The following is a 13,963-nucleotide window of genomic DNA, read 5'->3' on the forward strand; positions in this document are numbered from 1 at the left end:
TTGATATTTAGTTAAGTTTTATTAATCTAAATAATCTTTTAATTTCTTACTTCTGCTTGGATGTCTTAATTTTCTTAAGGCTTTAGCTTCTATTTGTCTTATTCTCTCTCTTGTAACATTAAACTCTTTACCTACTTCTTCGAGAGTTCTTGCTCTACCGTCATCAAGTCCGAATCTAAGTCTTAACACTTTTTCTTCTCTTGGAGTTAATGTGCGTAATTGACTAATTAATTGTTCTTTTAACATTGTGAAGGCTGCTGCTTCAGCTGGTGCTGGAGCATCGTCATCTGGAATAAAATCACCTAAATGGCTATCTTCCTCTTCACCTATTGGAGTTTCTAGAGATACTGGTTCTTGAGCAATTTTCATTATTTCTCGAACTTTATCTACAGACATATCCATGTGTTTTGCTACTTCTTCTGGTAATGGTTCACGTCCTAGTTCTTGAAGTAACTGCCTTGAAACTCTAATTAATTTGTTTATGGTTTCTACCATGTGTACAGGTATTCTTATAGTTCTTGCTTGGTCTGCAATAGCTCTAGTTATCGCCTGTCTTATCCACCAAGTAGCATAGGTACTGAATTTAAAACCTTTTCTGTAATCAAATTTCTCTACGGCTTTTATTAGACCTAAGTTTCCCTCTTGGATTAAGTCAAGGAATAGCATTCCTCTTCCTACATATCTTTTAGCAATACTTACAACAAGTCTCAAGTTTGCCTCTGCTAATTTTTTCTTAGCGTATGCATCTCCTTCTTCAATCTTCTGAGCTAACTCCATCTCTTCCTCAGAGGAAAGTAGAGGTACTTTTCCTATTTCTTTTAAATACATTCTTACAGGGTCATCTATAGCTATACCTTCTGGTATTGAAATGTCTATTTCTTCTTCTTCTTGAACATCTCCTACTACATCAATATCCATTGATTCAAGAACTTCGTAGATTTTCTCTATTTGCTCTGGGCTTAAATCTACATCCTCTAGTTCATCCATTATTTCTTTATATGTTAGAGAGCCTTTTTTCTTTCCCTTTTCAATTAGGGTTTTAACTATTGTTACTTTTGTATTTTTATCTTTCATATCTTTCGAGTCTTTTATTTCTTTTATGTCTTTTATGTCTTTTTCGTCTTTCATCACATTACCTCCTTTCTAAGGTTTATACGTTACTTATTTCCTTTTGTATAGTTATCAGTTGTTGCGCCAAATCCATAGATTCCTCTACTAACCCTTTGGACTCACATATCCTAATTTTGCTCATAATCTCTTTCTTCGACTCCTCTAACTTAAATTTTTTAATCTCTCTGATACAATCATGAATCATTCTCTCCACATCGTATTCGCCTAATTTAACTTGGAGTTCTTGTATATTTATCCATTCTTTTGTGCATTCACTATCTTCTGCACATTTTGTATCGATTTTAGAATTTCTTTCATCATCAGGCAAGTGATGATAATTTACTATTAAGTCATAAATCGTTCTATGACTTTCTACAATAAAATTTTCTCTATTTATTAAGTTTGTAATAATCTTTAAAAATTCCTTATCCTTGAGCATAAGCTTCAAAAGTGTTCTTTCACCTTTCACATAAGCAGGCTCTAAATATAATTTTTGCCCAAAATCTACATTAATATTAGTTTTTTCTTCATTTTTTGAAGTTTTTTTGTTAATATCTCTTATTGTCTCCAAAATAGACTCTTCACTTACTCCAGCTTTTTGAGCAACTTGTTTTACATACACCTCTCTCTCAATAGGTTGAAGTGTTGCAAGTATATTTGCTATGTTGTTCACGTATTTTATTATCATTTCTTTATTCAAGAAATTTATTCCATCTTCTGCTTTTTTTAGTCTATAATCAATAAGAGGTAGTGCATTATTTACAAGCTTTAAAAAGGCTTCTTTTCCATTAGCTTTAATATACTCATCAGGATCCTTACCTTGTGGTACTTGTAATACCTTTATATCAAAGTTCTCTTTTTTCAAGATTTCAAGCCCTCTTAAAGTTGCATTTTGCCCTGCAACGTCTGCATCAAAGGAAATTATCACCTTATCCACATATCTTTTTAAAAGCTTAGCTTGATATTCTGTTAAAGCAGTTCCTAAGGTTGCTACCACATTAGTTATTCCATGTTGATGAAGGGATATACAGTCCATATAGCCTTCTACTATTATTACTGTTCTATCCATATTAGTCTTAATTGCAAAATTTAATCCATAGAGGTGTATTCCTTTTCTAAATAAGGGGGTTTCTGGTGAATTTAAATATTTAGGTTTAGAGTCATCTAAAACTCTCCCTCCAAAACCAATAACCTTACCGTTATAATCAAAAACAGGGAAAATCACCCTATTTCTGAATCTATCGTATATTGACCCCTTGGGACTTTTTACTACAAGTCCTAGATTAAGCAATTCTTCCTCTTTAACACCCTTGGCTTTTAAATAATTTCTAAGGTTATGCCAACCATCAAAGGCAAAGCCAATTCCGAACTTCTTTAAAGTTGAATCATTAATACCTCTATTTTTAAAATATGAATAGGCCTTTTCATCTTTCCTTAAGTTATTATAAAAGAATCTTGCTGCTTCTACATTTATATTGTACATTTTGTCAAATTTAGCTCGCTCTATTTTTTTATCGTTATTTTCCTCAATGTCAATTCCTATTCTTTCAGCAAGAACTTTTACAGCTTCTGGGAAGGTTACATTCTTTGTTTTCATAACAAAACTTATGACATTTCCAGCCTCTCCGCATCCAAAACATTTGTAAATTTGTTTATCTCTTGATACAGTAAAGGAAGGTGTTTTTTCATGATGAAAAGGACACACGCCGATATAGTTTCTTCCTGTATGCTTTAATCTCACTACATCTGAAACCACATCTATTATGTCATTTTGTTCTTTTACCTTTTGTATGACTTCTTCTGAAAACACTTAACGATTTCACCTGCCTATAAAGTCCATACCTTTTCAATTTCGACAAAAAGTCTTATATTCCTTCTTTTGTTTGAACTTTTTTTATTTTTTTGTAGTAATTGCTATTATTATATTCTGTACAAAGTGCCGTTTTCCTTCAAAAAATTAAATTTTTAATAAATAATATATGGTTTTTAATAAATATGCATGCATTTAGTTACTAATAAGCTTACAATGCAACAACTTTTCTATTAATATTCCCTTAAACTATCTATAAGATAACCATTTCTCAAAACCTTATAATTAAAATCTATATAAATGAGCCTTACTAATGGCCATTATTTATCTTGGTAAATATATGTCATCAAATAAACTTAAGCAAAATTCATCACTCATTCCAGCAATGTAATCCCCAACACCTTGGGATAATCCTTCTTCCTTTGCAATTTCTCCATAAAACTTTGGAAGTTTCTCTGGGTGATTATAAAAGTACTTATACACATGAGTTAGAACAAATTTCGCCTTATCTCTTTCCACTTTTAAAATATCTCCGTTATATACATTTTTAAACATAAAATTCCTAAGACCGCTTAATGACTTTTCTATTTCACTAGATAAGGAAACTGAAGGGTTATAGTTTTTTATATTAGTAATTGTATTATATATACAGTCTTTCACTAGAGTATCAATTCTATCTCCATGACTTTTTCCAAGAGAACTTATATATTCTGCTGGTATTTCCCTTTCACTTAATAGTCCAGCTCTTATAGAATCATCTATATCATGGTTAACATAAGCAATCTTATCACTATACTTTACTATCTGCCCTTCTAAGGTGTAGGATCTTTTAGCTGAAGTTGAAAATCCGCTATGATATAAAATACCATCTAATACTTCCTCAGTGAGGTTCAATCCTTTACCGTTTTTCTCAAGTCTAGTTAATACCCTAACACTGTGTTCATTGTGTTTGAAGCCTTGTGGTAACAGCTCATTTAAAACCTCTTCTCCATTATGAGCAAAGGCTACATGTCCAATATCGTGTCCTAGGGCAATAGCTTCAATTAAATCTTCATTAAGACCTATGCCTCTACCTATAGTTCTTGCAATTTGAGCAACCTCTAGAGTATGGGTAAGTCTTGTTCTATAATGATCATTCCAAGTCTTGATATAAACTTGAGTTTTCATCTTAAGTCTTCTAAAGGATTTGCAATGTATTATTCTATCTCTATCTACCATATAACAAGTTCTTATATCATCTTTATTTTCTTCGACTTTTCTTCCTTTTGAATAAAATGAATATGCTGCCTCTGGTATTAATGTGTTTTTCTCAACACTTTCTATTCTTTCTCTAATATTCACAAAAACTCCTCCATAAAACTATATATATTTTCTAATATATATAGAATGCAATAAAGATACTACTTAAGTATACCTAATTCTATTTTGCATTCTCTTTTGTATAAGTTGCTCAAAATTATCTTACAATGAAGAAATAATATTTCAACTTACATATATTCTTACTTAAAAATGTAATATTTGTTACTACTTTAATAATATACTTGTATTATAAATAATATTATTACGATTAACTAAGTTTTTATAAAATTGAAGCTTAATTTTTATCATTTAACACTAGCTCTTTAACAACATTTTTGAAGCTTCAAGTCTGTCTTCTTCTTTAAGAAGCTGCTGATTGGCCTTGCGGTGCTCAGCTTATGTAAACTACTTTTATGACGGTCCAAATATGCTTTCAAAGTGGTTCCACAAAATAAACCTGTTCATAATTTAATATAATTGATTTTAATATTCTAGTGATTTTATTAAGCATATCTTTTATTAATTTATAATAGTTATCCTAGTGAATTTATGAATGAATGTTCCTTATTTATCTTTAGGGCGCTTTTTTAATGTAGAAATAATATTCTAGTACTGAAAATATTTTTTAAGGGGTGTTGTTATGACTAGTATTGCTAAAAACAAAAACAATATAGAATTATTATCTGAAAAAAATGTAAAAAAATACGTATTACCCTATTATGGTTTACATAATGCTGAGGTCTATCAAGTGAAATTAAAGGATACTGACAAGCAAAGAGCAGTATATAGGGTATCTTATAAGGATAAAGAATACTGTCTTAAAAAAGTTTATTTCCCCCTCGAAGAACTTTTATTTGTTTACTCAGCTGTGGAATGGTTATATAGGTATGAAATCAATGTTCCTAGAATTTTATCCACCTTAAATCACAGTAGATATGTTAATTATGAAAATATGCTTTTCATTTTAACGCCTTGGATTGATGGTGATAAATGCGATTTTGATTCTATAAAACATGTACTTTTAACTAGCGGCAACCTTGGTAAAATTCATAAAGTTTCTCAAAATTTCAAACCAATCCTAGGTAGTTCAGAGAAAATCGGTTGTAATAACTCTCATAATTCATTAAATAAACATTATAACAATTTAATGACCTATTCAAATTTAGCTTTTAAACATAACGACAAGTTTTCTAGAATTTTTTTAGATAACATTGAAACAAGTCTTTTATTAGCTAAAACTTCTAATAATATTTCTAGCTCTATAAACCTTAATAACTTATCAAAGTCTCTTTGCCATAATGATTATGTTAGCAAAAATATTATTGTAGATAAAAATGACATTTGGGTTATAGATTTTGATAAATGTAAATATGACTTCTGTGCTCTTGATATTTCCTATTGCTTAAGAAGACTTCTAAGGCGTGATGGAACAAAGTGGAACGTGGAATTAACTATAACTTTCTTAAATGAATATGAAAAACACAATGAACTGACAATAGACGACTACAAGTATATTTTATCTTATTTAGCCTTTCCTCAGAAATACTGGAAAATTTCTAGAGATTACTTTGCAAATATTTCAAAGTGTAATAAAAAGGCCTTTATATCTTTAATTGAAAAAGTTGTAGCTCAACATGAAGACCAGCTTAATTTTGTTCGCAAGTTTACAGAGTACATTGAGTTTAAATTTGGTGAAACTCTATAAATAACATATAAAAATATAGGAGTTGACTATTTAAAGCCAACTCCTTATTCTTGTATTTAAAACCTTAAGTCTTACATAAGTGAATTTAAACTCACCTTGAGAATAAACTTAGAAATTAACAACATCCATTATATGAATATTACTATTTTCTTGGGTTTTTAACTTCTGCTTGAGCAGCAGCAAGTCTTGCAACTGGAACTCTGAACGGTGAGCATGATACATAGTTTAATCCTATGTTATGGCAGAACTCAACTGATGATGGGTCTCCACCGTGCTCTCCACATATTCCAAGTTTAATATCTTCTCTAGTTTGTTTTCCTAGTTTTACAGACATTTCAACAAGTTTACCTACACCTGTTTGGTCTAATCTTTGGAATGGATCTGACTCATAGATTCCTTTGTCATAATAATGCTTTAAGAAGTTACCAGCATCATCTCTTGAGAATCCGAAAGTCATTTGAGTTAAGTCATTAGTACCAAATGAGAAGAATTCTGCTTCTTTAGCAATCTCATCAGCTGTTAATGCAGCTCTTGGGATTTCTATCATTGTACCAACCATGTACTTAAGCTCTATTCCTCTTTCAGCTATTATAGCATCAGCAGTTCTTGTTACTATATCTTTAACATACTTAAGCTCTTTAACTTCTCCAACAAGTGGAATCATTATTTCTGGAACGATGTCATAACCTTTTCTTGTTTTAACATCTATTGCAGCTTCTATAACTGCTCTTGTTTGCATTTCAGCGATTTCTGGGTAAGAAACAGCTAATCTACATCCTCTATGTCCCATCATTGGGTTGAACTCATGTAATGAGTCAACTGTAGCTTTTAACTCTTCGAAAGTTATTCCTAATTCTACAGCTAATTCTTTGATTTCCTCATCTACATGTGGTAAGAACTCATGTAGTGGTGGATCTAAGAATCTTATAGTAGCTGGTCTATCAACTAACTCTTCATAGATTCCTATGAAGTCTTGTCTTTGCATTGGTAATAATTTTTCTAATGCTGTTCTTCTTGAAGTCTCATCTTTAGCAACGATCATTTGTCTGATTGCCATAATTCTATCAGCTTCGAAGAACATGTGCTCAGTTCTGCAAAGACCTATACCTTCAGCTCCGTATTTAACAGCTTGAGCTGTATCCCTTGGAGTATCAGCATTTGTTCTAACTTTTAAGCTTCTTATTTCATCAGCCCAAGCCATGAATGTTCCAAAGTATCCACTTATTTCTGGCTCAACTGTTTTAATTTGTCCTGCATATACGTTTCCTGTGCTTCCATCGATAGATATGTAATCTCCCTCATGGTAAACAACTCCGCCAACTTCGAAAGTTTTAGCTTCTTCGTTAACTTTAATATCTCCACAACCAGCTACACAGCAAGTTCCCATTCCTCTAGCAACAACAGCTGCGTGAGAAGTCATTCCACCTCTAACTGTTAATATACCTTCAGATGCAATCATTCCCTCGATGTCTTCTGGTGAAGTTTCAAGTCTTACTAAAACAACTTTTTCTCCTTTTTCATGAGCAGCTTTTGACTCTTCAGCTGTAAAGTAAACTTTACCACAAGCAGCTCCTGGAGATGCTGGAAGACCCTTTGCTATTACTGCAGCATTTTTCATGTCTGTAGCATCAAAGTTAGGATGTAATAATGTATCTAATTGTTTTGGTTCAACTTTAAGAATTGCTTCTTCTTTAGTTAACATTCCTTCTTCAACTAGGTCAACAGCTATTTTAAGAGCAGCTTGAGCAGTTCTCTTACCATTTCTAGTTTGTAAGAAGTAAAGTTTTCCTTCTTCTATAGTAAACTCCATGTCTTGCATGTCTCTGTAATGATTTTCTAATGTATTTACTATATCCATGAATTGTTTGTAAACTTCTGCATTTTCTTTTTCTAATTGCTCTATTGGTTGTGGAGTTCTGATACCTGCAACAACGTCCTCACCTTGAGCATTCATTAAGTACTCAGCAAATATTTTCTTTTCTCCAGTAGATGGGTTTCTTGAGAATGCAACTCCTGTACCAGAAGTTTCTCCTTTGTTTCCAAATACCATCTCTTGAACGTTAACAGCTGTTCCCCAGCTTCCTGGAATATCATTCATTCTTCTATAAACGATGGCTCTTGGGTTGTTCCAAGATCTAAATACAGCAGTTATCGAAGCTATTAATTGCTCTTTTGGATCGCTTGGGAATTCTTCTCCCTTAGCATTTTTATAGAAAGCTTTGAACTTTTTAACTAACTCTTTTAAGTCGTTAGCATCTAATTCAGTGTCAAGTTTAACACCTTTAGCTTCTTTCATTTCATCCATGATTTCTTCAAAATGTTTTTTCTCAACTTCCATAACAACATCAGCAAACATTTGAATAAATCTTCTGTAAGAGTCGTAAGCAAATCTTGGGTTTCCAGTTTTGTTAGCCATAACTTCTACAGTATCATCATTTAATCCAAGGTTTAATATTGTATCCATCATACCAGGCATTGAAGCTCTTGCTCCAGATCTAACTGATACTAGTAGTGGATTTTCTAAACTTCCAAATTTCTTTCCTGAAATGTTTTCTAATTCAGCCATTTTAGCATGAATTTGCTCAACGATTTCTGGAGCTATTGTTCTGTTATCATCATAATATTTGTTACAAGCTTCTGTAGTTACTGTGAATCCCTGTGGAACTGGAATTCCTATGCTTGTCATGTCAGCAAGGTTTGCACCCTTACCACCAAGTAAATTCTTCATTGAAGCGTCACCTTCACTAAAAAGGTAAACGTACTTTTTGTTTTCCATGGTATACACCCCTTAAAATTAATATCTATAGTTTAATAAATAGAGAGTTATAAACTCCTACTCATCTTCACCCATCGTAACGAATAATTGTGTTATAGTAGTTTTTGAAACTTTTCCTACTATTTTAAACACTTCTTTATTTTGTTCTACTACCTTTTGTACTACTGGTAAACTATCAACTTGTCGCTCTATTATCTTTTTTGCCGCATCTAAAACTGATTCTTCTTCGTATACATAAACTATATTTGGCATTCTAGTCATTATTATGCCAACTGGTACCCTGTGTATATCAACTGTTCCCATTACCATCTTAATAAAATCCTTTCTTGATACTGCTCCCACTAGGTTGCCATTGTTTTCTACAAACAGTGTACCAGCATCATTTAAGAAAAGATTTAAAATTGACTGATAAACTGTAGTTTCTTCAGATACTACAGTAGGTTTCGACATAACATCTTTAACTTTTATGTTTGTGAAACAAGACTTACTTATTTGTTCTGATGGTTTTTTCCCAAATATGTATCCAACCTTTGGTCTTGCTTCTAGGTATCCACTCATTGTCAGTATTGCAAGATCAGGTCTTAGGGCGGAACGAGTTAACCCTAACTTTGCAGCTAATGCTTCACTAGTTATAGGCTGATTTTCTTTTACTAATTTAATTATTTCTTCTTGTCTTGCTGAGAGTTTAATATATTTCGCCGCCTTTCAATATGAACTAAAGCAGATTTACATAAGTTATATGAAGATAGATAAGTTGACATATTTTCCATAGTTTCTATTATACCATGATATTATAACAAGTAATACAATTTTTCAATGTTTTTCTTAAATTAACCAAGAAATATTAAGATTTTTTAATGAAAAATCTTAGCTATCTCTTATTTTTGTTAAATAATATAAATTTTATACATTTTATATTACAAAACCTCACTAAATGAAAACATTTTCATAAAAATGAAGGTATTAATGGAGTTTTTCAATATATTTTTTATATGTAATAAAGCAAATTTCATTAAACTTATATAGAATACAATAAAGAAACTTCACTAATAATAAAACTACTTTTGCACGCTCTTTCCTATAAGTTGCTTTTAGCTTTGAATTTATTAAGTTATATAGGAATACTGCTGAACTTATGTATTTGCTACATAACTAAACTAGTTTTTCAATTGTTTAGTTATGTAGGGAACTAAAATAAACACTTAACTTGCACATTATTACTAACGTGGTTCCCTTAAGGCTTTTTTGTAATTAATAAAATACTTTTTTACTTGTAAGGTTATATGACTTATGTTAAACCTAAAATTAGTTATAAAGTATAAATTAATAGTCTATATCTTTATTATTCATAATAAAAAGTTAGCATTGCTGCTAACTTTCTTTATGCTCAGTATTTTCTTCAGGTTTTGCTATATCTTCTTCAAACTTTACAGTGTAGGTAAAAGAATTTACTTCATCAGCATTCTTTTCCTTTTCACTATTATGACTATTAAACTTATCCTTAATATCTTGGGCAGCTTCATTAGCCTTTTCCTTAGTTTCATTGAATACAGACTTTATGATTTTGTTTACTACTTCAACTGTACCATCTTCTTTTGTTATTTCAACTTGAATCTTAGTGATTATAGCTGCAGCTGCTCCAACCATTAATAATATTGGTTGTAATAGTGCCACAAGACCTATTGCAATACCTGCATTAACGGGAATATCTACAAGAGTTTTATCTTCTTTTTTAATCTTAATTCTTGTAACATTCCCTTTTTTAACCAAGTCTTTCATATAAGCAATAAATTCATCTACTGTCATTGATACATCATTCATGAAAGATTTTTCTTCCTTGGTTTCTTCTTTCACCTTTTCATGATAAACCAATGCATCCACCACATCACCATTGCATTTTTCAAGGATTTCTTTTGCTTCGCTGTAACTTAAGTTAGTTCTACTTCTTATAATATCAATTTTCTCTAAGGTAATTTCACTCATACCAATTCCTCCTTTATTCTTTATCCTCACTGATTTCAGGTATTATGTTAAAATAATCTAGCATAGCTAAGCTCTTAGGTTTTCTTGGATAATTTAAAAATATAAAGTTTGTAATAATTTTATATATGTCCTTTTTTGTAGCTTCATTAACAGAAAGCCTAGATATTTTATCTGTATCCACGGAATTTAAAAACTTTAACACATTATATGTGCCCTTTGATACATGTGTTCCATGAACTTTTTCACACTCTCCACAAACTGCACCATAAAATTGCAAGGATATAAAATCAGAGGAACTAATTTTTTTATCACATATAGCACAATTTTCAAGATGAAGTCCATACCCAGTAGCCTTTAAAAGCTTTAGTTCAAAGGTTCTAGCTAGTAATTCTAAATCTACAGCTTTACTTTTCAATAGATAAAAAGAGCTTACAAGATCCTTAAAAAGACTTAAATAATTTTCCTCTCCACAAGCTATGTCTATAAGCTCGTTAAAGTAGGAGCCATATGTTAAGGTTTCATAATCATTTAATATGTCCTGAAAGGATTCAATAATTCTTCCTTCATTTAAAGTATAAAGACTTCTGCCCTTATAAACCACATACTCACCGAAACAAAAGGGTAAAGTTATAGAAAACCCTTTATTCTTACTCTTTTTAGCTCCCTTTGCAAGTACAGAAATCTTTCCTAAATCCTCACTTAAAAGCCAAACCAACCTATCATGTTCTTTGTAATCTTGAGTTTTTATAACTACTGCTCTCGTTTTTATAGTACTCAATTAATCAACCCCTACGTTGTTTAGGATTATTTATATCCAAGCTCTTTAAGCATAAATTGGCTGTCTCTCCAGTCCTTCTTAACTTTCACCCAAAGCTTTAGTGTTACAGGAGCATTTAAGAATTTTTCTAAGTCCTGACGTGCATAGGTGGAAATTTTCTTCATCATAGCTCCATTTTTTCCTATTATTATTCCCTTATGAGAATCTTTTTCACATAATAGGTTTGCTTCTATATTATATCTGCCTTTTTCATCTTTTTTCATATGAATTATTTCCACAGCAATACCATGAGGTACTTCTTGGGATAGAAGTCTTAAAGCTTTTTCTCTTATGGTTTCCGTAATTATAAACCTCTCCTGCTGGTCAGTAATCATATCTTCTGGATAATACATTGGTCCCTCAGGTAAGTATTTTTCTATAAGGTCTGTTACTTTATCTACATTTTTACCATTAATTGCTGCCATAGGTATTATCTCTTTAAAGCTAAATATCTCAGAGTAATTCACCAAAGTTTTTGCAATTCTATTCTCTGGGTTCTCATCAATTTTATTAACTAATAAAAACACTGGTACATTACACTCTTTTAATTGTTCTAATATGTGCATATCTCCAGCATTAACTTCTTCCTCAGGAGTAGTTAAAAATAGTACTACGTCTACTTCATTAACTGAATCCTTTGCAACCTTAACCATGTACTCTCCTAGCTTGTGTCTAGGTTTATGCATTCCTGGAGTATCTACAAACACTATCTGATGTTCTTTAGTAGTATGAATAGTTTGTATGTTGTTTCTTGTGGTTTGTGGTCTACTTGAAACTATAGATAGTTTCTCCCCCATTATATGATTTATTAAGGTAGATTTTCCTACATTTGGTCTTCCAATAATTGTTACGAATCCTGATTTGAACATAATTCCTCCTTATTTAAATAAGTCTTCTTTAGTAAATGCACCTGGCAATATTTCTTCTAAAGTTTTCTTTACATATTCTTCTTCATTTTTAATTAATATGATTTCTATATCCTTGCTTGCAAATTCTGCAATTACTTGTCTGCATATGCCGCAAGGTGTAGTGAAAGTAGTCATATCTCCTACTACTGCAATTCTTCTTATAACTCTATGACCTTCTGATACAGCTTTAAAAATAGCTGTTCTTTCTCCACAGTTTGTAGCACCAAAGGATGCATTTTCAATATTACAGCCAGTAAACACTGTTCCATCTTCCATTTCAACAGCAGCTCCTACTGGAAACTTTGAATATGGTACATAGGCTTTTTCTCTTGCCTCTATAGCTAATTTCACTAAATTTCTTTCCTCCACAGTAAATCCCTCCAAAAATCAATCTATAAGTTTCGCTACTACTTCTACATTATAATTCTTCTTATTCTTCAACAATGTTACATATATTTTATTCAATTCTCACTTTACAAGCTTATGGTACATAAATTATACCACTACAGTTAATAAATTCAATGTTTAATTTTCTATGAAAATATATTTTCCAGTGTATTACCTATTAGACCCAATTTGTGGACTTCAGTAACAAATATTATATAAAAGTAAGCTATTTCAAAAACTAAAGTACTTTCTACTTTAAAAATTGTTAAATAATGAACAAGTTTATTTTGAATTATATTCTAGTTTATCTGCTTCATAAACCAAGGTCAACACTTAGCTTATATATTTACTTCTACCTTGGCTGTTTTAAGACTTTTCAGTTCTATACAAAACAAGTTATCACCATAGACTCCTAAACTAACCTAAAAACTGATAAAGTAATAAGGTAAGTAAAGACCCGAAAGCTGCTCCAAATATAACCTCTAAAATAGAGTGCACCTCTGAATCTACCCTACTTTGTGCTACAATAGCTGCTAGTAGATAAGAAAGAATCATCACTAGAGGCTCATTGGTTAACAGGGTTATTGTGGTTGCTACTGAAAATGCTATAGCACTATGACCACTTGGCATTCCTCCTTTTAGAGGTGTTCCTTCATCATATATGGCTTTAACTACTACAGTAACAATACTTACTACCACAAGCATGAGAAATATCATGTGTGGGCTAGAGTTTTTAATCTTTGACATCATTATAATAGAAAAAGGTAATACTCTATCATAAAATATGATGTATGCTACTAATACTGCATTTATTGCTGTAATTAATACTGCCCCAGCTGCCACATTTTTTGCAATTTTAGCTAAAGGGTGATAATAGTTTGTAGTTGCGTCAATAGCGCATTCTACTGCTGTATTTATCATCTCGGCCATAATTACCATTGTAATAGTTATAGTTATTATTAGTAATTCTATTTTGCTTAAATCGTAAAAGAAGCATGCAGTAAGTACTAAAAGAGCTACTGCCATGTGAATTCTCATATTTCTTTGAGTTCTAATAGAATATATTATTCCCTCGATAGCATAATTAAAACTATCAACAAGCTTTTTGACCTTCATTACAAAACCACCTTAAACAAAGTTGACATGGTGCTTTTCACCATGTCAAACA

Annotated in this window: 11 protein-coding genes; 1 reads left to right on the plus strand and 10 read right to left on the minus strand. The window is 31.4% G+C overall.

Going from position 1 to position 13,963, the window contains the following annotated elements; all coding sequences use genetic code 11:
• Window positions 1–21 precede the first annotated feature (21 nt).
• The 3 genes from rpoD to B3040_RS00855 form a co-directional block, all read right to left on the minus strand.
• Window positions 22–1,128: an RNA polymerase sigma factor RpoD gene (gene rpoD, locus B3040_RS00845; RefSeq protein WP_291569369.1), complete on the minus strand. Its 1,107-nt coding sequence runs from the start codon at window positions 1,126–1,128 to the stop codon at window positions 22–24.
• Between the two features lie 22 nt (window positions 1,129–1,150).
• Window positions 1,151–2,920 (minus strand): DNA primase, encoded by a 1,770-nt coding sequence (gene dnaG / locus B3040_RS00850; protein ID WP_291569370.1) that lies wholly within the window; start codon window positions 2,918–2,920, stop codon window positions 1,151–1,153.
• A gap of 324 nt (window positions 2,921–3,244) precedes the next feature.
• The gene (locus B3040_RS00855; protein WP_291569371.1) at window positions 3,245–4,261 is read right to left on the minus strand and encodes a deoxyguanosinetriphosphate triphosphohydrolase; all 1,017 of its coding nucleotides are present in this window, start codon (window positions 4,259–4,261) and stop codon (window positions 3,245–3,247) included.
• Window positions 4,262–4,859: 598 nt separating this feature from the next.
• On the opposite strand from B3040_RS00855, the gene B3040_RS00860 reads away from it, so the two are divergent.
• Window positions 4,860–5,924, plus strand: coding sequence for a CotS family spore coat protein (locus B3040_RS00860; protein ID WP_291569372.1), 1,065 nt, complete (start codon window positions 4,860–4,862; stop codon window positions 5,922–5,924).
• A 142-nt stretch (window positions 5,925–6,066) separates the two neighbouring features.
• Here B3040_RS00860 and ppdK read toward each other — a convergent pair whose 3' ends face one another.
• The 7 genes from ppdK to B3040_RS00895 form a co-directional block, all read right to left on the minus strand.
• A complete protein-coding gene (ppdK, locus tag B3040_RS00865; RefSeq protein ID WP_291569373.1) occupies window positions 6,067–8,700 on the minus strand; it encodes a pyruvate, phosphate dikinase in 2,634 nt (877 codons plus the stop codon).
• 57 nt (window positions 8,701–8,757) lie between these two features.
• Window positions 8,758–9,390, minus strand: coding sequence for a helix-turn-helix transcriptional regulator (locus tag B3040_RS00870; RefSeq protein ID WP_291569436.1), 633 nt, complete (start codon window positions 9,388–9,390; stop codon window positions 8,758–8,760).
• Between the two features lie 681 nt (window positions 9,391–10,071).
• Complete coding sequence (locus tag B3040_RS00875; RefSeq protein WP_291569374.1) at window positions 10,072–10,683, minus strand: DUF4342 domain-containing protein; 612 nt, start codon at window positions 10,681–10,683, stop codon at window positions 10,072–10,074.
• A gap of 13 nt (window positions 10,684–10,696) precedes the next feature.
• Complete coding sequence (recO, locus tag B3040_RS00880; protein WP_291569375.1) at window positions 10,697–11,461, minus strand: DNA repair protein RecO; 765 nt, start codon at window positions 11,459–11,461, stop codon at window positions 10,697–10,699.
• Window positions 11,462–11,487: 26 nt separating this feature from the next.
• A complete protein-coding gene (gene era / locus B3040_RS00885; RefSeq protein ID WP_291569376.1) occupies window positions 11,488–12,369 on the minus strand; it encodes a GTPase Era in 882 nt (293 codons plus the stop codon).
• A 9-nt stretch (window positions 12,370–12,378) separates the two neighbouring features.
• Window positions 12,379–12,777 carry a cytidine deaminase gene (locus tag B3040_RS00890; RefSeq protein ID WP_291569377.1) on the minus strand — a complete coding sequence of 133 codons (399 nt, stop codon included), beginning with the start codon at window positions 12,775–12,777 and terminating at the stop codon, window positions 12,379–12,381.
• A 435-nt stretch (window positions 12,778–13,212) separates the two neighbouring features.
• Complete coding sequence (locus B3040_RS00895) at window positions 13,213–13,911, minus strand: diacylglycerol kinase (RefSeq protein ID WP_017414418.1); 699 nt, start codon at window positions 13,909–13,911, stop codon at window positions 13,213–13,215.
• Window positions 13,912–13,963 lie beyond the last annotated feature (52 nt).

Origin of the sequence: Clostridium sp. UBA4548 (genome assembly GCF_002387895.1) — a bacterium.
Lineage (GTDB): Bacteria > Bacillota > Clostridia > Clostridiales > Clostridiaceae > Clostridium_J.